The sequence below is a fragment of the Empedobacter stercoris genome (assembly GCF_020281205.1).
GTDB classification, from domain to species: domain Bacteria; phylum Bacteroidota; class Bacteroidia; order Flavobacteriales; family Weeksellaceae; genus Empedobacter; species Empedobacter stercoris.
Window position 1 is genome coordinate 65953 of sequence record NZ_JACXZC010000008.1, and the last position, 23405, is coordinate 89357.

The window sequence follows — 23405 nt, forward strand, 5'->3', positions numbered from 1 at the left end:
AATTTTCACATTAACCCATTAGTCAAAACTATCCTACAGAACCTTCTAATGAGATTTCTAATAATTTTTTTGCTTCTACAGCAAACTCCATTGGTAATTTATCTAATACTTCGCGGCTAAATCCGTTTACGATTAATGCAATCGCTTTTTCTGTATCAATACCTCGTTGGTTACAATAAAATAATTGATCTTCACCAATTTTAGAAGTTGTTGCTTCGTGTTCTAATTGAGCCGATTTATTTTCGATTTCAATATAAGGGAACGTGTGTGCTCCACATTCGTTACCCATCAATAATGAATCACACTGAGAGAAGTTACGTGCTCCTTCTGCATTTTTCATTACTTTCACTAAACCACGATAAGAGTTTTGAGATTTACCAGCAGAAATACCTTTCGAAATAATAGTCGATTTAGAATTTTTACCAATATGAATCATTTTTGTACCTGTATCTGCTTGTTGGTAATTATTTGTTACAGCAATTGAGTAAAACTCACCTACCGAATTATCACCTTTCAAGATACAAGATGGATATTTCCACGTTACAGCAGAACCAGTTTCTACTTGTGTCCACGATACTTTTGCGTTTTTCTCACAAACTGCACGTTTTGTTACAAAGTTGAAAACACCTCCTTTTCCTTTATCATCTCCTGGGTACCAGTTCTGAACAGTTGAATATTTAATTTCAGCATCATCCATCACAAGTAACTCAACCACCGCAGCGTGTAATTGGTTTTCGTCACGCATAGGCGCTGTACAACCTTCTAAATATGATACATAAGACCCTTCGTCCGCAATCAATAACGTACGTTCAAATTGTCCTGTTCCTGCAGAGTTGATACGGAAATATGTTGACAATTCCATTGGACAACGAACACCTTTTGGAATATAACAGAAAGATCCGTCCGAGAAAACTGCAGAGTTTAAAGCTGCATAAAAGTTATCTGTTGGTGGCACTACTTTACCAATATATTTTCTCACCAATTCTGGATGCTCTTTAATGGCCTCCGAAATTGACATAAAAATAATTCCTTTTTCCGCTAACGTTTCGCGAAAAGTTGTTTTTACTGAAACTGAATCAAAAACAACATCGATAGCAACTCCAGACAAACGTTTTTGTTCGTCTAAAGAAATTCCTAATTTCTCGAATGTTTTTAATAATTCAGGATCAACCTCATCTAAGCTTGCTAATTCTTTCTTAGGCTTTGGAGCTGCATAATACTGAATAGCCTGAAAATCTGGCTTTTCATAAGTTACGTTTGCCCACTCTGGTTCTTCCATCTTTTGCCAAGCACGGAAAGCTTCCAAACGCCATTCAGTCATCCATTCAGGCTCCTCTTTTTTGGCTGAAATAGCACGCACGATATCTTCATTCAATCCGACTGGAAAATCTTCATATTCCATCTCAGTCGTCCAACCAAACTCATATTGTTTTTGACTGGCAAGATCTTCACGTAGATCGTCTTCTGTATATTTTGTGTTACTCATCTTATTATTTATAAAATGTATAGGTAAAATTAAACTGTAAAGGTTGCTGTTTATCAGCTTTATTTCCTAAAAATTTAAATTCTTTTAATCGTTGATTTTGATCCAAAATAATTTCAAATAGTGATTGATTATTTTTCAAAATCTGATAGTTGTTTGATGAAATTAATTTAATTTCTGACCATACGCCTTCTTTCAAATTAATTCGTTCTGATTTTGGTGCAACATCAGGCGTATATTCATTTATTTTGAATGGCACTTTGAATGTTGAACTGCTGTAACAAATCTTGTTCATGTCCTGACCTAATGATTTAGTAATTCTACAATTGTGCATCAATCGGTCTTCAAAACCTATTTTTTGTTCTAAATATGTTTTTTTTAACATCACATCTTCTTCTAACCAAACGATATCAAAAAGCTTGTTTGCATTTTTAACATACATTTTATCTTGGTCGTAAAAAAATTGATTTGTTCTTGTTTCACTTCCTTTTCTCTCGATTGTTTCCGAAGAAATCACACCATCTTTATAAGTATAATTTACTTTCATAGGCTTTGCTACCTCTTCTGTCAATTCGAAATCAAGAAGGTTTTCGTTTACATCATAAGTTGCTTTATAAGCTACTTTTTTATTTGATGCATTGGTAATGGTAATCGTTTTTATTTTAGATTCGTTCAAATCCAACGCTTTTATAAAAGGTTTTATTCCGAACAATCCAAAAAACAAATGTTCTGAATAAGCTTTATTTAACTTTTTAGATGTTTCTGTTGGTTGAAAAACCATCAAATCTTTTTCTACAATTGTATTTTGTGCCGAAGCAACAAAACCAATCATACACGAAATAAATAAAGCTAAATTTCTCATCTTAAACAGCAAAACTTTCACCACAACCACACGTACGAGACGCGTTTGGATTGTTGAATACAAATCCTTTTCCATTCAATCCACCAGAATATTCTAATGTCATTCCAACAAGGTATAAAAATGATTTTTTGTCAACCAAAATTTTAACACCGTTGTCGTCAAACAATTTGTCATCTGCACCTTGTTCTTTTGTAAACTCTAAATTATAGTTTAATCCAGAACATCCGCCACTTGTAACTCCTACACGAACAAAAGACTCCTCGATAGAAGTTCCTTCTTCTTGTAAAAGTGCAATTATTTTATTTTTTGCTGATTCTGAAACCTTAATCATTTGATTCTATTTTTATATTGCAAAGATACTTATTTAAAATGAATTCAAATAATGAACGATATAAATATTAACAATCGCTTAAGTTATATTATTTATCGCCAACTAAAATTGGATCAAATTACTTCAATCCTAATTTTACTCGTGTACGTTTCAGCACCTTTTGAGCAACATCTCTTGCTTTTAAAGCACCATTTTCTAAAAACGCATCCAATGTATCTTTATCATTCATCAATTCATCAAAACGAACTCTTGCATCAGCATACTTTTCTAAAATCAATTCGTACAACGCTTGTTTTGCATGTCCGTAACCATAGCCACCTTTCAAATAATTTTGACGCATTTCCTCTATTTGCACAGGAGAAGCCAATAATTTGTATAAAGCAAAAACATTATCTGTGTCAGGATTTTTAGGATCTTCCAACGGCGTAGAGTCTGTCTCAATTGACATTACTTGCTTGCGCAATTGTTTTTCTGGTAAGAAAATATTGATAAAGTTATTTCTTGATTTAGACATTTTATTCCCATCTGTTCCAGGAATCAACATTATATTTTCGTCGATTGCTGCTTGTGGTAATACAAATGTTTCGCCCATTTGATGATTAAATTTCTCTGCAACACTGCGTGTAATTTCTAAATGTTGCAATTGATCTTTCCCTACAGGCACAACTTCCGCATCATACAATAAAATATCAGCTGCCATTAAAATTGGATACGTAAACAAACCAGCATTCACGTCAGCTAAGTAATCAGCTTTGTCTTTGAAAGAATGCGCTAATGTAAGACGTTGAAAAGGGAAAAAGTTTAATAAATACCACGTCAATTCTGTTGTTTCTGCAACATCGGATTGACGGTAAAAAACTACTTTCGAAGGATCTAAACCTAATGCCAGCCAAGTTGCAGCCACTTCGTACGTATTTTGTTTTAAGACTTCCGCATCTTTAATTTGCGTTAAAGCGTGTAAATCAGCAATAAAAATGAAAGAGTCATTTCCTTCTTTCTCCGTTAATTCGATTGCGGGAGAAATTGCTCCTAAAATATTTCCTAAGTGCGGAGTTCCAGTAGCTTGAACTCCTGTAAGTATTCTTGGCATTTGTTTAAAAATTTAAGGAACAAAGATAAACTTAATCAACGAAATGCACCAATTGTAATGAGAAGTTTATTTGAATTAATTGACAAGAATGACGAAAAACATATGGACGAACTAAAAAAGCTTTCCAATTTGTCGAAATGGCCAAGAAATTGTGCGACCTACTTTTCTTAAAATAGTTGGAGATTTATAATAACTTACAACAGTAGCACCTAAAGTAACTTCACTTGCTTCGTTATTACTTACAATTTTTTGACAAACTTCGGGATTACTAAAAGTAAATGATTGAATTTTATCAACAGAATATTCTTTGTATTCAATTTCGTAATTTGACTGTCCTTTAGGAACTTTAAGTTCAAATTTCCCATCTTGATTTGTAACTGATATTTTGTTACTTTCTTTCAACTTAATTTCTGCATCCGAAATAGGGAATCCATTTGTATCATACAATAAACCTTGTACAATAATCGAGTCATTTTCGGTTTGTGCTTTTGTGATAGTTGAAAAACTTAAAAATCCAACTAAAGAAGAAAGTTGCAACCATCTTTTGGATTGATTAGAAATAGATTTTGAAGCTTCGTACGAATTAAATTGTTCTAAATTTCTGGTTTTGATTTTTACACAAGCAGTAGGATTATCATTCAGAAACGATTTTAATTCTTTGAATGAATAATGATCCAAATCGTGAACACATTTAGAACAAACATTACAAAACTTTTGTTGATCAGAAACCGAATTCATTTCCATCCAATTCTGTTTACATTTCTTCTCTATTTGTAGTTCCATAAAATTGACTTTTTAATAAAATTAAACTTTTTTCGAAAATTTTTCAAACCTCAACCAACCTTTTTACAAAAAGATGAATCTATAAAGAAAAAAGATTCATTAACCTTAAATTATATTGATATGAGTAACAAAGCTTTTTTAGACATTCTTTTCGAAAATCGAAACAAAGAATATGGTGCGTATCAACTAAGACAAGTTGCAAGCCAAGATTTGATGAAGTCTCTTTTTGTAGGGATTGGTATTGTTGCATTAATTACTGGTGCAACTATTTATGCAAATAATAGAACGATGAATGCTACAACAATTGATGAAAATAGTGTAATAGTTTGTCCGATTAATATTCCTGAAACTCCTCCAATCGAGAAAAAAGAAGTTGTAATTCCTCCAAAAGAAGATCCACCGATGGAAGAAAAAACAATTCAATTGAAAACAGAACAAGTGAAATATGTTATCCCAACACCAAAAGAGAATCCTCAAGTTGAAGAAACGATAAAACCTGTTAATGAATTGAAAGGTGTTGATCTTGGAACAGAAAATAGAGAAGGAATCGCATCAACTGGACAAGTTGGTGGCGGCGAAGTAAGTGACACAGGAAATAAAACTGGCGGACAAAACACAAGTATTGCAGAAGGACCAAAAGTTGAAAAACCTGTGATCAATACGAATGTTACAATTACAGCTAAAAATGCTGCTGTAATGGCGATTTATCCTGGTTGTGAAAATGAAAGTAAAAAAGGAAATGCTGCTTTAACAAAATGTATGAGCGATAAAATCTCAAAAGAATTGGGATATGAATTAAGTGATTTTGGTGAAACTGCATCTCGAAATAATTTGAGTACAGCGGTTGCAAAAATGCAATTTGTCGTGAATAAAAATGGTGAAATTTCGCAGGTAAAACCGTTAAGCGGAAGTAATCAAGATTTAGGAAAAGAAGCTAAATCTGCATTAGAACGAATCAATAAACAAATTCTACGAAAAGGTAAAAAAATAACACCTGCCAAATTAGAAGATGGTTCTGATGCAAATTTAATTTTCTCTATCCCTGTCAAATTTCAAACAGCAGAATAATTAATCATACTTTTCTTTCTGAAACCATTGCATTCTATTTTTGAGTGTGATGGTTTCATCTTGTTTAAGAAATAATTTCTCAAAAAAACTTAGCTAAAAATGAATATATATCGTATAAAATTTAAGTTTTAAGTCAATCTTAACACAATAAAATTGTAACTTCGTCGCGAATTATGAATAAGAGTATTGTTTACGGATTGATTGGTTTCGGTTATTTTTTGATCGGAATTTTTACTTGGAAATATCAGTTTTTTATCGTCAAATTAGATGATACAAACGCGATGTTAATGGGGATTTTATTTATTGTTTATGGAGCTTTTCGCGTATATCGTGGAATAAAATCTTATAAAAATGATCAAAAAAATTAGTTTACTTTCACTTTCAGCCTTTCTCGTTTTTTCCACTTTTAGTTGTAAAGACAAAGAAAAATTAACAAAAGCCGAACAAAAAACTCCTGTTAAACGAGCTTTACACGAATATGGAAATTTGACAATGACTGTAGATCCAAGTTTTAAAAATTTGGCTAATTCGTTGGCAAATATGTATATGGTTGATTATCCAGATGTAAAAATCACAATAAATGAAGAGATTGAAGAAAAAGCAATCAAAGATTTTTATGAAGGTAAAATTCCATTATTAATGGTAAGTAAACCGTTAACAAAAGCACAAGAACAACACTTATTTAACAAAACGACAACCAAGTATATCTCATCTGTAATTGCATTAGATGCAACTGCTTTCATTACTTCTGTTGATCATCCAATCAATTCTATTACGACTACAGATATCAAAGATAATTTGTATAAAAATGATCCGAAAATGACCTTTGTTTTTGATCATCCAAACTCTGCCAATTACAATACTGTAAATGATAAACTAAAATTAACAGTAGAAAAAGGGGCAAAAGTAAATGCAATGGGCGATGCAGAAAAAGTGATTGATTATTTGCAAAAAGATAAAACAGCAATCGGGATTATAGGCTTGAATATTTTGAGCGACAAAGGAAATCCGAAAGTTGAAGAATACCTAAAAAAGGTAAAAATATTAGCCATTGCAGATGATAAAGGAAATTTAGCATTACCAACTATTCCGAATTTGAAATATGGTGTTTATCCTTTTTATCGCGAAATTTATATCCTAAAAAATGAAGTTGGTTTTGGAATTGGCGCTGGATTTACGCGATTTGTAGGATCACAACGTGGACAGAAAATTGTGACGCGCGAAAGTCTTCAACCTTATTACATATTTAAAAGAGAAGTTCAGATTAATAATTTAGAACAACCGATACAATAACAAAAACCTTCCGAATTGGAAGGTTTTTTTATTAATCTTTACTAACCCCCTCACTAATCATTTCATTCTGTTTATCAATAATTTCTTTATAATTGACTTTATATTCTTCTAATGAAACAATTTTTCCTTTTTTAGGAAGTTCTAATTTATTCTTTTTATTTTCTATTATGGAAACGGCTTTATAAGAAATCACAGTATTAATATCATCATTATTCACCTGTACAACCTCTAAGATTAACCCTGGTAATCCCTGATATTTATCCGGACCAGTTTTATAAGGCAAATCAACTGCATACCATGCTGTTAAATTAACATCTTTTATTTTTGCTGTAGCTTTTTTAACATTGAATCCATTTATTGTTTTTGTTTCTTTCGTAAGAACCCAATTAAAGTTTTGCAATGTATCCTTTATAACAAACTTTTTTCCATAAACATCAGCTTCATGGTAATAAAATCCAGATACAAATTGTTTTACTAAATCACCATTTCCTCCATTCGAAGATAATGTATAGCTTGTTGTTCTTGATCCTTCATTATTATTATCAATTTTTTCGTACGCTTTATAATTAGAAATTTCTTTATTGGTTATTAAACTAAATTCTTTTGGAATCTTCATTTGTTCATTTAGTCTTTTTACAACCTCTGATTTTGATAGCTTTACATCATTTACAGTCATAGAATAATTTGACTTTTGCGCATCAAAAATTGTATACTTTTCGTACAAAACTTCAATATTTTGTGCATAAATATTGAATGAAAGAATAAAAAGTAATAACGATAATTTCATAGTATAATTGTTTAGTGTTTTATACTTAAATCATTAATCAAATCTTGCTCCCCAAGGATTTTGTAAATCGAAACCAAGACTAAATAACATTCCGTTCTTACGTCCATCCACTTGATAATCGGACAAACCAATATCGTATGAAATTCCTGCTTTTAAAGAACCTACTTTAAACTTTAGAATAGGCGAAATAAATAGAGGATTACTATTTTGAGCATCCATCCCTTGCTTGTATCCTACACCTATATCGACACCTTGATTATTATCGCCGAAACTAATGTGCGACATTAGATTAATATCCAAATGACGTTCTGAATTTGAATTTAAATTATAAACCACCGATGGCTCTAAAGCAATACCTTCAGCAACATTCCATTTGTATCCTAAATTAATGTAATACCACGTTGGTAAAGGCTCTACATTATTCACATAATACACATTTTGACTTAATGGAATATCCAAAATTGAAACTCCTGCAAAGAAACCTGCGTATTTGAAAGATAGTCCTAAATTGGCGAAATAGGTCGAATATTTATCTTCTTGCAAAGCCGGATCGTTTGGATCTTCTGCAATGATTTTAGAATAATCAAAACGTTGCGAAACATTCGACGCTCCTACTCCAAACGAAAACACATTGATTTCATCACCGTCATAACCTCTGTCATCAATTGGAATGTGATAAGCTGCATTAATTCCAAATCCAGTCATTTTAACTGCTCCATTTCTATCGTTAAAAAACTGCATTCCCACCGCCAAACGATCGACAATAATTCCGTGTGCACTTACTGTTTGTGTACTTGGACTTTCTGGTAAATCATCCCACTGATTGCGATGTGTTCCTGTTATTGAAATAACATTCGGATCTTGTCCTGCATAAGATGGATTAATCAGCATTTTATCACTCACTAAATAATGATTATAAAAAGGTAATCCTTGCTGTGCTTCTACTTTAGAAACAGAAAATAGAGTTAATATGAATAGTGATATTTTTTTCATAAATATGTTTCAATCAATTAATTGATTTTTCGTTTGACTACAATATAGCCTGAATACAAAACTTGTAATTCTTCATTAGATTCTAACATATACCAATAAGTACCGTCTGCAACTGGTTTTCCGTTATGTGTTCCATCCCATTCTATAATATTTGTTCCTTCTTTTGATAAAATTTGTTTACCATATCTATCAAAAATAATCAATTTATAAGAATTAGAAACATCATTAATTTTACCATTTTTAGTCATTGGTTTCCAAAAATCATTTTTCCCATCATTATTTGGAGAAATAAAACTTGGTAATGCTAAATAAATAATATTTGTATAAGTTACAACACCACAATTATTTAATCTCACTTTTACAGTGAAATTATTATTCGTTATATTTTCTGGAATAATTAATTCGTTATTTGTTTGCCAAGCAACTACAAGATTTCCTGCTTCGTCAAACAAAGCGTATTCTAATTTACCCGAACCTTTTGCTGTAACAATGATACTTTTTTCGTTAATGGTAATTTTATCAATTACTGGAGTTTCTGAGTTTGTTAATTTTAAACTAAATTCTTTAGGACAACCCGAATCTATATCGCTAATAGTAATGATATAATCACCTGCATCAAGCTCAAAAATATATGTTCCTAAAATTCTAACTCCATCTTTTTCTACCTCATAATAATACTTTTCGTAATCTGTTTGCGTTGTAAAATCTAACTTATATTTTTCTCCTGTACACAATGGATCTGGATTTTCAACCTCGATATTAGGTAAAGAATTTTTCTTGTAGTTTAATTTTAAGGTAATCACACCACAATAGTCCAAATTATAAAAATCAACATCTACTGAACCTTGATTAGAATTAAATTGATCAAAAATTTGATCTTTTGTTTTAGAACTTATTAAAGAATAATTAGTTTGAATGTAATCTAAAATATCTTTTATTTGATTTTTTGCATTTACATCATCTCCATCGCAATAAATAACAGGATGATCTTTTGTATAAGTTTCTAAAGTAGCAATATCAACAACTAAATCTTGTTTTTTATTAATAATAATTTCTTTTTCTACAAAACAAGAATTATCTAATTTATTTTTGAAATGAATTTTTACTATTGCTTTTCCACTTGTATCGAAAGTTAATGGTTTTGAATTATTATACAAAATTTCATAATGATAATCAACAATAGAATTTGCACCAAATAAATCACTCAAAACTTGTGCATCGATTGTAATTTTATCATCACAATCAGCTTTTAATTCATGCAAAGCATTTGGTACATTTGGTTTTGTAATCACTTGTAATTTCAATATCATTTCCTCTGACCAACAACTTTCTCCATTTATTTTTACTTGAAAAGTGATTGTCTTTGACTGATTATCTGTAAGAAATTCATCTGAAATTCCATTAAATGTAATATCTGTTCTGCTAAATTTCGATTTTAAATAAGCTTCGATTTCAGAAATTGTAAAAGTATGTCCTAAGCCAACTTCTGAACAAGAAGAATTTAAAGTCGGAATATTACTTACAGTTTGAAATGTCGATTCATCTAATTTAAATGTTAACTCAACAACTGTATCACAAATTGTATTTCCATTATCAGCTGCCAAAGCTTTTACGATGATTTTACCATTCATTTTTTCTTTAAGATATTCATATAAATCTGACATTTGAGCTTCAGTCCCATCCATCAAATAATATCTCAAATTATAATTGTTTCCATTTTGAATTCTATTTACTGCCATTCCAATTTGAGTTGGCGTAAACGCAGGATCATTTATACAGAAATCTTTAATTTCAGTTCCAACAATAGTTGCAGGTTGAGTTTTAGTAACTACGAAATTAACTTCATCACTTTCGCAACCTCCTCCTGTTCTTGATTTTATTTTAACTTTATACGTTAAAGTTGTAGTAATTGCAGTTGGTTGTCCATCAGAAATCGGTAAACCGTCTAAGGTTACAATTAAATCAAAAGCATTTTTATCTTTTCCAAACTTAGAATAAATTCGATCAAAATTTATTTTATAAGAAGAATCACAAGTTGTATCATAAATATCTCCACTCAAAGTTGGTTTTCCTTGAGCTAAAGGAATTGAAACTTCATGAGAATCAATTGGGCAACCGCCTCCGTAATGAACTTTTATTTTCATTGAAGTGGTTTGACCAACTGCCAAATTTACATTTTGACCTGATGTATAACTTGTCCCATCAATAACAATTGAAGAAATCGAATAATTAGAATCTACAGTAGGGAAAAGTTTATTTAACAACTCATCTTCATCCGGAATTGTATAAGTTGGTGTACACGCATATTCAGTCTCGAAAGTCAGTTTAAAATTAAATTGATGTTCAGGAATAAATTTGAATATTATAGGTTTATAGATGTATACTAATTTACCAAGATTATCATAAACTCTTGCATACAAAGTTTGTTCTATTCCGTTAGCATAACTAATATTATCGTTTGTTAAAGTATTATTTGGTTTATAAAACTCTACACTTCCTACATTAACACTTGGATCCGAAGCTCTAATATCATTTATAATTTTGGTCTTTACATCTGATAATAAATAATCATCTGTATAACAATGATTATCAAAAACAAGATTATCTACTGTTTTTGCTATATTTAAATGTATATCAAATAAAGGATTAGTTCCTGCAGCAAGATTTGCTTGTATTGCTATTACAATATAAGAATTCGCTTCAAAATCTAAACTTTTTACTTTTCCATCAGAAGTTCCATAACTCCCATAGAATTCACAAAAATCTGTGCTATTATCAACTAAACTTTTTGTTGAATGTGAAGAATAAATAGATCGTAAAGCTGTAATAGTTGTATTTGTTTGAAATACTTCATTCGGAATTCCATCTCCATTTGTATCATTAACCTTGTATACAATTACTGCGTAATCACCATCTAATTGACCTATTATATCAAACTTTAAATCCAAATCATAATCTGCTTTAAAGTATAACATAGCCGCATGACTTCTTCCGTCATTTCTCCCTCCACAACCTATTGTCGTTTTAAAGTCAACAGATTTAGGAGTTAAAGGAATATTAAGAAAATTCAATTGATTTGGATCTATTCTAGTCAGTGGATGCTGCTGCCCCAAAACAACCCCACTCAACATCAACAATAAAAAGTAAAATATCTTTTTCATAGCCCTATATCATCTATATTTTAAAATAACGCAATTTAGTTGAGAATATTCTATTCATCATAATGTTTCTAATTTTACGGAGATAAACTATCTTTGCAACCTGAAAATTTGATTAAGATGTCTTTAGAACAAGAAATAAATAAAAGAAAAACCTTTGGTATTATTGCCCATCCCGATGCTGGTAAAACTACTTTAACAGAAAAATTGTTATTATTTGGTGGTGCAATTCAAGAGGCTGGAGCTGTAAAAAGTAATAAGATTAAGAAAGGCGCAACATCCGATTTCATGGAAATTGAGCGTCAACGTGGGATCTCTGTTGCAACTTCGGTTTTAGCTTTCGAATACAAAGGAAAAAAAATTAATATCTTAGATACGCCTGGTCACAAGGATTTCGCTGAAGACACTTTCCGTACCTTGACTGCTGTAGATTCTGCGATTGTTGTTATCGACGTTGCGAAAGGGGTTGAGGAACAAACAATCAAATTAGTAGAAGTTTGTCGCATGCGCAAAATTCCGTTATTGGTTTTTATTAATAAAATGGACCGAGAAGGAAAAGATGCGTTTGATTTGATGGACGAAGTTGAACAAAAATTAGATTTGCATGTAACTCCACTTTCATGGCCAATCGGTATCGGATCTACATTCAAAGGAATTTATAATATTTGGGAGAAAAATATTAATATTTTTTCTGGAGACAACAAACAAAAAGTTTCTGAAACAACTAAAGTCGAAGACTTATCAAGTCCAGAATTAGAAACATTAATCGGAACAGATTATGCTGAAAATCTACGTAACGAAATTGATTTGATTGATGGTGTTTATCCAGAATTTGATATGCAAGAATATATGGACGGAAATTTACAACCTGTATTTTTCGGTTCTGCTTTAAATAATTTTGGAGTGCGCGAATTGTTAGACGCTTTCGTTGACATCGCTCCTACTCCACAATCAAAAGAAACAGATTTAAGAATCGTAGAACCTTACGAAAATAAATTCTCTGGTTTCGTGTTTAAAATTCATGCTAATATGGATCCAAAACACCGCGACCGTTTAGCGTTTATCAAAATTGTTTCTGGAAAATTTGAACGTAACAAAAACTATTTCCACGTTCGTCAAGGTAAAAACATGAAATTCGCTGCACCAAATGCTTTCTTTGCAGACAAAAAAGAAATCGTTGATGAGTCTTTTGCTGGAGATATTGTCGGTTTACACGATACTGGAAATTTCAGAATTGGAGATACGCTGACAGAAGGAGAAAAATTCAGTTTCAAAGGAATTCCTTCATTCTCACCTGAGCATTTCCGTTACATCAACAACGACGATCCAATGAAAGCAAAACAATTGGAAAAAGGAATTGATCAATTAATGGACGAAGGTGTTGCGCAGTTGTTTACTTTAGAAATGAATAATCGTAAAGTTATCGGAACTGTAGGTGCGTTACAATACGAGGTAATTCAATATCGTTTGGAACACGAATATGGTGCTAAGGCAACTTACGAACCTTTTTCTGTACACAAAGCCTGTTGGGTAGAAGTAGAAAATGATAAATCAGAAGAATTCTTAGAATTTAAACGTGTTAAACAACGTTATTTAGCAAGAGATAAATTTAATCAATTGGTATTTTTAGCTGATTCTGCATTTACTATTCAAATGACACAAGAAAAATTTCCTTCAGTAAAATTACATTTTGTAAGTGAATTTTAAAGTTTGGTCAGAAAATTGAATAACGACAGAAACAACATAGAAAAATCCTCATGAAAAAAATCATTTTAAGCTTATCATTGATTACTTCCTTTGCTGTGAATGCAAATGCGCAAGATTTAAAATCAATTTTTGGTACTTTAAAAAAAGAAGTTGATAAAACAAATACGCAACCAAATTCAGCCGTAAAAGTTGATTCTGTAATAATTGTAAATAGCTCCACAGAATCAAACACAATTTCTGCTGAAGCTTTGAAAAACGTTAATAACTTACCTAATTCAACAATCGCATCCGGTTTGAAAGAAGCTCTATCAATTGGATTGAATGATGGTATTAAATCTTTGAGCCAAAAAAATGGTTTCTACAACAATTCTGTTGCTAAAATCTTGATGCCAGAAGAACTGCAAACTGTCGAGAAAACTATGCGTTCTTTAGGAATGGGAAGCTTAGCTGACAAAGGAATCAAGTTATTGAATGCAGCAGCAGAGGATGCTGTTTCTGAAGCGGCTCCAATTTTTGTAAATGCCTTAACTTCGATGACAATAACCGATGCAAAAGACATTTTATTGGGAGGAAATAATTCGGCTACAAATTATTTAAAACTAAAAACGAATACAGATCTTACGAAAGCTTTTCAACCAAAAGTCGAAGCTTCTTTGGGTAAAGTCGGTGCGGATAAAGTTTGGAACAATTTGATCACAAAATACAATACCTTAACAGGAAACAAGATAGAACCAAACCTGAATGCTTATGTTACACAACAGACATTAAATGGTGTATTTAATATGGTTGCAGAAAAAGAAAATGGAATTAGAAATAATTCAGCTTTGCAAACAACCTCTATCTTACAGCAGGTTTTCGGATCTCTTTCTAAAAAATAACACACAAAAAAATCGCTACAAATTGTAGCGATTTTTTTGTGTGTTATTGTATTAACAAATGTTTTTATAAGTTTAAAAATAATAATTTTATAAAGAATGTCGAGCTCCATAAGACTCCACAGTACTTTGAAAAAAAAGAGCTGAGATTACTCTCAGCTCTTTTAAAATTATTGATTGAATTGATTATTTAATTTCAACACGAATCCCTTCGCTTTGCGCACTCAATTCTGGTGCATACATATTTTGCATTGATGTAATTCCGTTCGAGAAATTACCAGCATTATTCGCTTTCAAATCATACTCAAAAACATACGTTCCTTTGCGCATATAATCCGAAAAGAAATTAGTTGCCGCATCGCGCGTACTTTCATAATACCCAAATTCACCTTTCCATTTGTATCCAGAAAGCACATTCACCGGCTCGAAACCACTTGCTCGCATATCTTTGATGTGAACAAATTGCATATTACGATCGATAGAAATTTCTAAACGAACTGTTACAATATCGCCTACTTTTATCGGTGTAGACGTTGTAATTTCTTTTAGAACTGGACCATTTGCTGAATTTGTTTTAACGAATAATTTCTTATTAAACTGAATTCCAGTTTCAGCAGATTTTATTTTATCCAAATCTTCAAAATATTGCCAATACATCGCTCCCCAAGCTACACCTGGAGAAGTTTTAGCAACTTCAACTTTACCCATTTCTGGTTTAATCTCTTCTTTGTTCCAAGAAGTTTTCATATAACCAGAACCAGCTTGCGAGTTTTTGTCTAAATCGAAATTTGTATTACCAATTTTTACAGTAATTCCTTTGTCAGCATCTATCCATGATTTTCCGAAATTCATTAATGCATAAACTGCTTTTGTTGTTGCTTTTGTTGAATTCCACTGATTTGTTTGACGATTTTTCAATAACCAAACTTTCATTTCTTCGACTGATTTTTCATCTTTCGAAACTTCATCAAATGCTTCAATCAAAAAAGATTGCGTTTCTACAGGTGCTTGATACCAAAACCAACCCGGTTGATTTTCTTTCCAATACATACCCATTTCATCTGATTCGACCGCTTTTTCTTTGATTGAATTGACCACAATTTTAGCCGCAGATTGCATTCCAAAACGATTCATCACAATTGCAGCCATTGCTTTTTGTTGCAACGATAAATCCAATTTTGTATCATTCAAATTCTTTAACATAGCTGTTTTCATTTCATCCAATTCTTTCGACATCGGATAATCTTCCAAGAAAAACGAACGCGCATATAAATAATGTAAACCGTCTGAATAAACGATATTCTTGAATGATTTTTGATCTTTCTTGAATTCTTTGAAACGATTTAAATTCTCGTTATCAATATACTGAATTGCTTTTTTGATTAATGGATTTACATCAATTTCAAATGCTTTGAAGTTTACATCCATTTTCTTCATATTTCCGAAACCAGAAACGATATGCGTTGTAATATATTCGTTTGGACGACCTCCATCAAACCAAGCAAAACCTCCATTTGATTGTTGTTTATCCGATAATTTTTGGAAAGCCGATTTCATTTCCGTTTGCATTTGATTTAATTGGAATAAAACCGCAATTTGTTTCATTTGCTCCTCTTCACTTTCCGCATTTTTTACCCAAGGAGTTTCTTCTAAAATGATATTTTTTAATTCTTGGTTTAACTGTAATTTCGATTTCAATTCACCCTTTTTGTTCCAATCATCAAAAACAGCTTTAATTTTTGGATTCGAATTGATCACTTTTTCCGAAATCATATTTCCATACAGACGAGAGAATACTTGCTCTGCACATTCGTACGGATATTCGCGCAAATAAGGCAACGAGAAAATCGCATACCAAATTGGATTCGTTGTCATCTCAAACGTTAATTTGAAATTATCCAAAGAAATCGATTTATTGTTGATCATATTCTCAAATTGGAACGATTTCTTTTGACCTTCTTTGACATAAATTGGTAAAGTTTCTGTTACCATCATGCGGTTCGTTAAAATTGGTAAAGCCGATTCTTCTCCATCAGAGAAATCTCCAGCCGAAGCCACTACACGATACACAACTGCTTGAACATTTTTCGGAACATCAATTGTCCATGTCACTTGGTCTGAACTTCCTTTTGCAACAGAAAAATTCTGAACTGCATTTGTCAACTTAAATTGCGCATCAATTGGTTGATTTGTAAATGCATCAAACAACATCAGTTTTGCAGAACCATTCAGTACATTATCTGATAAATTATTGATTTTAGATGAAATCGAAATTTTATCTCCTTCTCTTAAGAATCTTGGCATATTTGGTACAACCATCAAGTCTTTTTGTGTACGAACATTTTGCTCTAAATAACCCGTTTTAAGATCTGGTGTATGTGCAATCGCCATAAATTTCCATTCTGTTAAACTCTCTGGCGTTGTAAATTCTATAATTACATTTCCTTTTGCATCTGTTTTAAGATTTGGATAAAAGAAGGCTGTTTCATTTAGATTTGTACGTGCTTTTACATTGTCTAAAGCAGCATTTGCGCCTTTTTTTGTTGTAATCACCACAACTCCATTTACTCCTCTTGCACCATACAAAGCTGTTGCTTGTTCTCCTTTTAGAACATTCATAGATTGAATATCATCTGGATTAAGCTCTGGTGCTTTATCGTAAACAACTCCATCTACAACATAAAGTGCATTTTCATTTCCTTGTAATGATGAAGCTCCACGAATTGTTATTTCTTGAGAAGCATATCCTAACGATTTCTTATCTCTTACAATTCCCATTCCTGTTACAACAGCTTCATCTAAACTTACATTTGCTGATGTTTCCATTTGTACATCAACATGAATTTCATTTTCAGAAACCTCTCTCATTCTAACACCTGGCGCAATAGACTTCATCATCATACGATTCATACGATATTGGTTAAATCCAAAATCAAATAAATTAAGATCTAATCCTGCATATCCTCTTGCATAAAAATCATAATTTGTACGATAATAAATTGCGCGTGAAGGATTTGTTGAATAAAATTGATAGAGATTAAATGGATTATTTTTTCTTGAATTTGTGAAATTATAGACATTAAAATCTAAAGAATTCGACGCAAATTGATCCAACGAAGCATCATACATACTTGCTAAAACCTCAGCCGAAACTTTATCTTTATTTGGACCTTCAATTTTTAATTGCCATTTTTCTTTTGCACCAGGCGTCAATTTATCACGTAAAACTTCAGCCGTCACTTTCAGTTGTTTATTTGTAAATGGAATTGCCAAATTAAGACTTCCTGTTTGCACATCATTGAATTTCGTCATCGCATAATTCACATAAATTCCGCCACGATATTCTTCTTTGATAGGAATTTCAACAACCGATTTTTTACTCAAATCCAAGAAACCTTTCTCAATAATTGTTTGATTCGCCTCTACTTCATAATACACATACGTATCTTTTGAACCAGATTTAAATTCAATTTTTGCAACATCTTTTGGTTCGAAAGTCGATTTATTAGGCGAAACAGCTAAAAGTGTTTTAATTGCATTTGCTTTCTTTTCATTCGAAACATAAATCAATTTATCCACTTCCACTTTTTGTGTTCCATCCATCACAAAACCTTTTACAACATAATAACCTTCTTCTAAATTTGAAGCTTGATTAAATTTAATTTCATCTGAAATTTTTGTATCAAAATCACTTTCGAAAACTTTTTGGTTCGTTGTCCACGTTTTTGGATTCATTTCATCACCATAAGGTTCATTCGGAAAGATTTTTTTGAATTCTTTTTTCGAATAAAAATTGTAATCTGTTGTAAATTTTTGACGACGAACTATTTCTTTTGGTGCGTTTAACGAATAAATTTCGATATGTCCTTTACCGTCTAATTTTTCATCATTCAGATTCTTCACTTCAACTTTGAACGATTTTAAATCATCTACTTTCGTTTTCTCTGAAATAGCAATAGTTAAAGACATTCTTGTATCTCCAACTTTAACAGAAGAAGATTCTGATTGCGTTTCTCCATTGATATCCGTCGTATTAACTTCGATAAAATAATTGTAGGTTCTTACCTCATCTTTCTTTTTCTCCGAAGCTGGTTTTGCTACAAACTCAAAGTTAAATTTCCCTTCCGCATCTGTTGTTGTTTCTCCAAACGTAATTTCTTCGCGTTGTCCACGACCTACTGGAATTGAACGATACCAAGGCCAAAACGTAAAAATTTCTTGACGATAAACACGGTACGAAACTTTAGCATTATCGATAGCTGCTCCCGAGAAAGCAATCGCTTTTCCTTCTACTTTTACTTTATCATTTAAACTATAAACACCTTTATTTTTTTCAATTTCTACCTTAAATTTTGGACGTTTATATTCTTCTACTTTAAATGAATAATATCCTTGACTATTAATAGCTCTAATCGAAAAGTTTCCTGTTAAACCGCTATTTGGTAAAACAAAACTTCCGTTTACAGAACCAAATTCGTTGGTTGTTAAATCCATTTTTGAAAGCTCTTTATTATTGACATCATATAAACCAATCGTCAATTTAGAATTTGGAATAACTTTTCGAGTCTTATCTTTTGAGGTATAAAAAATTCCTTTGAAATAAACTGTTTGTCCAGGACGATAAATTGCTCGATCTGTAAAAATCTTAACCTCATTAGTTGAACGTACATTTTCGTTATAATAATCGTAATAATAAGTCGAATAGATGGTATGTTCATCTTTTATGCGATACTGAAAATTTCTCCATCCCGAAGGTGTTTGAATGATTCCATCTTTATCAGAAGTCAGAATTTTAGTTTCCTTTTTATTGTAATTTGTCAAATTAGAAAACTCTACAGAAATATTACTTTCTGGTTTTCCAGTTTCGCGATTGACAACTGATAATTTATCATTCAACGAATTAATCGCATATTTAGAAACCATGATATCTAAATAGTCGATGTCATCTTTTGTATTAATTTTGAAATCAGTAGTATTCGAAAACAACACAATATAACGACCAACTTTTAACGGATTCAATTTTACAATTGTTGTATGTTCTTGAAAATCATCAAACGATTTAACATCAATTACATATTGATCGACAACTTTTAAGCTATTCAGAAATTTTTGAGCTTCTGTAATTCGATTTTCATTGTAAACATTTAAAACTTGTATTTTTTCTTTCCCGTCAAAACCTTCGTTATAAGCCAATACTTTTACATAAACCTTATTCAAATTTTTATGCATTAATTGAATTGGTGTATTTTGATTTTCGTTGATATATTTCTCTGCTTGAACATTTAATTCTTGCGATTTTATCTTCAAAACCAAATTATCTACAACTCTTTTTTCATCAGAATTTGGATATTGTTTTGTAAGTTTTTCTTGAATATTAAAAATCTTTTTAACGTTCGCTAACTTTTCTTCTTCCAAACCATAATAATCTGTCGCTAAAGTTGCGTACACATAAGATGAATACCACGCTTTTGGATATTTAGTTGCTAAAATTTCTTTTTGTTTGATAAAATCTTGAATCGAAAGTGAATTTCGTTTATTCTCTAATAAAATCAATTCATTGTACAAAACAGCATTTTCGTTGTTTTTTTGTTTATTGATTTCAACTAAATCAGAAAGCAATTGATTTGCTTTGTCTTTTTCATCATTTTGATTCAGATAATTGATGTAATTTCTTACTAAAACATCATACAAAGTTGGCATTAAATCCAATTGTTCTTGTGCATTTTTCTTGTCATCTGCAAGATTCAAAATCATTTTATACTCTTGAGATTTTGCATTGATTAATTCATTTTTTGGTTGAATTGATTTCGAAAAATAATTATTAATCGTTTTCTTGAACGTTTCTTCTGTCCAAAATCTAACATCATTTGTTGCTTGATTTTCGATAGTTGTACGACTATTTATTTTCCAACGATTTTCGTTGTAATACAATTGATACAAATCGGCCAAATACGAATTGGTAATGGCATTATTAACGTTTGATTTTTCGTTTAATTCTTTCTTAAACAAATCAAAAACGAAGTTAACATCGTCTTTTTCATCAGAAGTTGCAACTTTAATTTTTGATTCGTAAAACAAGGCTTTCAAATAACTTTGTTGATTGTTTTCCTTTTTTGATAAAGCTTTTAATTCATCAATTTTTGGTTGGAGAGATTTGAATTGACCATTCTGCATTTGTTGATCAATTTCTTTCCACTTTTGATCAATCGTTGGGGATTGAGCCATAAGCATCGAGTTGGTTAAAATTAATAGTAAAAACAAGAATTGTTTCATAGAGTTTTTCTTTTATGAGTAGATGCAAGTTACGGAAAAATGGTTGGTTGAAGAAGTAAAATAATCAGCAATCGTTTGATAGATAGCACAAAAAAAAACCTGAATGTTTCCATTCAGATTTTTTGATATATAAGTCGATTTATTACTTTTTATAAATCGTCTACGTCTAAATCATCGTCGATTTGTAAATCATTCAATTCAGCATCCTCTACAAAATCAATCTCATCTTCGTCATCTAAATCAACTAACATGTCTTTTTTAGGCGCTTTAAGAGGCATTGACCCAAAACGGTAAACAGTTAATGGGTAATTAAGTACAGCTGGTTTTTCTTCTACTGAAATTAATTCTGCAACAAATGTCCACATTTCCATAAAATCATATACAAAAGCCATACGATCACCTTGATTAATAAAAGCTTCTTTGATATAGAAATCTGCCATTGTTTCGTCTGTCCCATCATCAGACATATCCTCTAAAGGAATTTCTTTTGTTTGGTTTCCATCTTCATCTAATTCATAGAATGATGCCAACTCCTCACCTTGTAAACTAAAGGCACTTATGATCCCTTTGTACAATGTAAATAATGTTTGCTTCTCCTTAATTTCTATGTCCCTAAAAACATCCTCTTTTGAATCAAGGAATACTCGAATTTTATATATCACTTTCTAAATATTTTTCGGTTCCAAATTTAAATCTTTTCCCATATTAATTACAAATTCTAAGGCAGAATTATAATTATTTTCGACTTCGCCTTCTAAGATTGCTTCTTTGATGGCATTTTTAAGTATTCCAATTTCTTTTCCTGGCTGAATATTAAATATTTCCATGATTTGCTCTCCAGAAATTGGCGGTTGAAAATTACGAACTCTATCGCGTTCTTCAACATCTTTAATTTTTTGTTCTACAACTTCAAAATTTTGTTTAAAACGTTTTTGTTTACGTTCATTTTTTGTTGTAATGTCTGCTTTGCAAAGCGTTATTAAATCGTCAAAATCTTCTCCTGCATCAAACAATAATCTGCGCAATGCTGAATCTGTTGCATCATCTGTTACAACTGCAATTGGTCGAGAGCTCATCATGACCAATTTTTGAACATATTTAACTTGTGGTCCTAATGGTAATTTTAATCGTCTGAATAATTTTAGGACCATTTTAGAGCCAACAAATTCGTGTGAATGAAATGTCCAACCTACATTCTTATCAAAACGTTTTGTAACTGCTTTTCCAATATCATGCAATAAAGCTGCCCAACGCAACCAGACATTGTCGGTGTGTATAGAAATATTATCTACCACTTCTAACGTATGGTAAAAATTATCTTTATGTTTTTGTCCTTCTACTTCTTCAATTCCTTTTAACGCAACCAATTCTGGTAAAATATGTTGCATTAAACCTGATTGTTCCAATAACAATAATCCAACAGATGGTTTATCTGTCATCATAATTTTCTGAAACTCATCCATCACACGCTCAAAAGACACGATACTAATACGTTCAGCATTATCAATTATTGCCTGAAAAGATTTTTTTTCTATTTCGAACCCTAACTGTGTAGCAAAACGAATTGCACGCATCATACGCAATGGGTCATCAGAATAGGTAATATTAGGTTCTAATGGAGTCTTGATGATTTTGTTATTCAAATCTTCTACTCCATTAAAGGGATCAATCAATTCGCCAAAGTTTTCTTTGTTCATTGAAATTGCCAGCGTATTAATTGTGAAATCACGACGTTTTTGGTCATCTTCTAATGTACCATCTTCCACATGAGGTTTACGGCTATCTTCAGAATAACTCTCTTTTCGCGCACCTACAAATTCTAAATCAGTGTCTTTGTATTTGAACATTGCTGTTCCAAATCGTTTAAAAACTGAAACGGGTGATGTGTTTTCTAATGTTTTGGCCAACTCTTTGGCTAATAATATTCCGTTTCCTACGGTAACAAAATCGATGTCTTTTTTTTGACCACGATTCAACAAATAATCGCGTACAAATCCTCCTACAACATAAGTTTCTTGATTAATTTCATCAGCAACTTCTGCTACATTTTTAAAAATAGGATTGGATACGGCTTCTAAGATTTTCATTTTGCAAAAGTATAAGTTTTGAAATAAAAAACTACTCTCTAATAACTTTTACTTCGTTATCTAGACCTAATTTAATTATTGTTGACGCAGTAAACTGAGGCACAAAGGTTTTGGTTTCTTCGGGATAAAAGTCAACCTGTTCTAAAATTGTTGGATTCACTTCTGAAAAGACTTTTGGCGAAGGTTCTCCTGATAAATTAGCAGAAGTAGACACAATTGGTCCACCTAATTTTCCGATTATTTTTTTACAAAACAAGTCTTCTGTCAAACGAATAGCAATTGTATTGTCTTCTGCAATTAATGACTGAGGTAAACCTTTTGGATTATCGTAAATAATGGTAATTGGTTTTTCATTCAAATCAATCAAATCCCACGCTAATTCAGGCACCTCCACAATTTCTTGTAACATTTTAGGCGAATCAACCAAAATGATCAATGATTTTGAAGAAGGACGATTTTTTATCTGATAAATCTTTTCGATTGCAGCTTCATTCTTCGCATCACAACCTAATCCAAGAATCGTATCCGTTGGATAAAGCATTGTTTCTCCTTGTTTTAGCTTCGCTACAATTTCGTTTATATCTGACATATTAATTGTTTTATAAATTTGTTTGC

Annotated in this window: 17 protein-coding genes; 5 read left to right on the forward strand and 12 right to left on the reverse strand. The window is 31.5% G+C overall.

Translation table 11 applies throughout. From position 1 onward, the window contains the following. Positions 1–28: 28 nt before the first annotated feature. The 5 genes from sufB to IF125_RS05790 form a co-directional block, all read right to left on the reverse strand. Positions 29–1486 (reverse strand): Fe-S cluster assembly protein SufB, encoded by a 1458-nt coding sequence (gene sufB / locus IF125_RS05770; RefSeq protein ID WP_171623333.1) that lies wholly within the window; start codon positions 1484–1486, stop codon positions 29–31. Between the two features lie 4 nt (positions 1487–1490). Next, positions 1491–2345 carry a hypothetical protein gene (locus IF125_RS05775; protein ID WP_171623332.1) on the reverse strand — a complete coding sequence of 285 codons (855 nt, stop codon included), beginning with the start codon at positions 2343–2345 and terminating at the stop codon, positions 1491–1493. 1 nt (position 2346) lies between these two features. Next, positions 2347–2676, reverse strand: a complete 330-nt coding sequence (locus tag IF125_RS05780) for a HesB/IscA family protein (protein ID WP_171623331.1) — start codon at positions 2674–2676, stop codon at positions 2347–2349. A 118-nt stretch (positions 2677–2794) separates the two neighbouring features. Further along, positions 2795–3766 carry a tryptophan--tRNA ligase gene (gene trpS, locus IF125_RS05785; RefSeq protein ID WP_225539645.1) on the reverse strand — a complete coding sequence of 324 codons (972 nt, stop codon included), beginning with the start codon at positions 3764–3766 and terminating at the stop codon, positions 2795–2797. Between the two features lie 111 nt (positions 3767–3877). Further along, positions 3878–4549: a hypothetical protein gene (locus IF125_RS05790; RefSeq protein ID WP_225541816.1), complete on the reverse strand. Its 672-nt coding sequence runs from the start codon at positions 4547–4549 to the stop codon at positions 3878–3880. Between the two features lie 120 nt (positions 4550–4669). Between IF125_RS05790 and IF125_RS05795 the strand changes: the two genes are divergently transcribed. From IF125_RS05795 to IF125_RS05805, 3 genes are all read left to right on the forward strand, one after another. Beyond that, the gene (locus IF125_RS05795; RefSeq protein ID WP_225541817.1) at positions 4670–5617 is read left to right on the forward strand and encodes an energy transducer TonB; all 948 of its coding nucleotides are present in this window, start codon (positions 4670–4672) and stop codon (positions 5615–5617) included. A gap of 173 nt (positions 5618–5790) precedes the next feature. Then, a complete protein-coding gene (locus IF125_RS05800; protein ID WP_171623327.1) occupies positions 5791–5985 on the forward strand; it encodes a C4-dicarboxylate ABC transporter in 195 nt (64 codons plus the stop codon). Then, positions 5969–6910, forward strand: a complete 942-nt coding sequence (locus IF125_RS05805; protein WP_171623326.1) for a PstS family phosphate ABC transporter substrate-binding protein — start codon at positions 5969–5971, stop codon at positions 6908–6910. The genes IF125_RS05800 and IF125_RS05805 overlap by 17 nt, the downstream gene beginning before the upstream one ends. Positions 6911–6941: 31 nt before the next feature. On the opposite strand, the gene IF125_RS05810 is transcribed toward IF125_RS05805, so the two are convergent. The 3 genes from IF125_RS05810 to IF125_RS05820 are packed head-to-tail and all read right to left on the reverse strand — an operon-like array spanning position 6942 to position 11851. After that, positions 6942–7697 carry a GLPGLI family protein gene (locus tag IF125_RS05810; protein WP_171623325.1) on the reverse strand — a complete coding sequence of 252 codons (756 nt, stop codon included), beginning with the start codon at positions 7695–7697 and terminating at the stop codon, positions 6942–6944. 33 nt (positions 7698–7730) lie between these two features. Beyond that, positions 7731–8690, reverse strand: coding sequence for a PorP/SprF family type IX secretion system membrane protein (locus tag IF125_RS05815; protein ID WP_225541818.1), 960 nt, complete (start codon positions 8688–8690; stop codon positions 7731–7733). 17 nt (positions 8691–8707) lie between these two features. After that, on the reverse strand, positions 8708–11851 hold the full coding sequence (locus IF125_RS05820; RefSeq protein ID WP_225541819.1) for a T9SS type B sorting domain-containing protein: 3144 nt from the start codon (positions 11849–11851) through the stop codon (positions 8708–8710). Positions 11852–11968: 117 nt separating this feature from the next. On the opposite strand from IF125_RS05820, the gene IF125_RS05825 reads away from it, so the two are divergent. Next, positions 11969–13555 carry a peptide chain release factor 3 gene (locus IF125_RS05825; protein ID WP_171623322.1) on the forward strand — a complete coding sequence of 529 codons (1587 nt, stop codon included), beginning with the start codon at positions 11969–11971 and terminating at the stop codon, positions 13553–13555. Between the two features lie 50 nt (positions 13556–13605). Then, positions 13606–14433 (forward strand): DUF4197 domain-containing protein, encoded by an 828-nt coding sequence (locus IF125_RS05830; protein ID WP_225541820.1) that lies wholly within the window; start codon positions 13606–13608, stop codon positions 14431–14433. Positions 14434–14616: 183 nt separating this feature from the next. On the opposite strand, the gene IF125_RS05835 is transcribed toward IF125_RS05830, so the two are convergent. The 4 genes from IF125_RS05835 to IF125_RS05850 all read right to left on the reverse strand — a co-directional run bounded on the left by IF125_RS05835 (position 14617) and on the right by IF125_RS05850 (position 23370). Next, positions 14617–20655 carry an alpha-2-macroglobulin family protein gene (locus tag IF125_RS05835; RefSeq protein WP_225541821.1) on the reverse strand — a complete coding sequence of 2013 codons (6039 nt, stop codon included), beginning with the start codon at positions 20653–20655 and terminating at the stop codon, positions 14617–14619. A 197-nt stretch (positions 20656–20852) separates the two neighbouring features. Then, the gene (locus tag IF125_RS05840) at positions 20853–21365 is read right to left on the reverse strand and encodes a plasmid pRiA4b ORF-3 family protein (RefSeq protein WP_225541822.1); all 513 of its coding nucleotides are present in this window, start codon (positions 21363–21365) and stop codon (positions 20853–20855) included. A gap of 3 nt (positions 21366–21368) precedes the next feature. Next, on the reverse strand, positions 21369–22790 hold the full coding sequence (locus IF125_RS05845) for a CCA tRNA nucleotidyltransferase (protein ID WP_225541823.1): 1422 nt from the start codon (positions 22788–22790) through the stop codon (positions 21369–21371). 31 nt (positions 22791–22821) lie between these two features. Further along, positions 22822–23370 (reverse strand): L-threonylcarbamoyladenylate synthase, encoded by a 549-nt coding sequence (locus tag IF125_RS05850; protein WP_171623341.1) that lies wholly within the window; start codon positions 23368–23370, stop codon positions 22822–22824. Between the last annotated feature and the right edge of the window lie 35 nt (positions 23371–23405).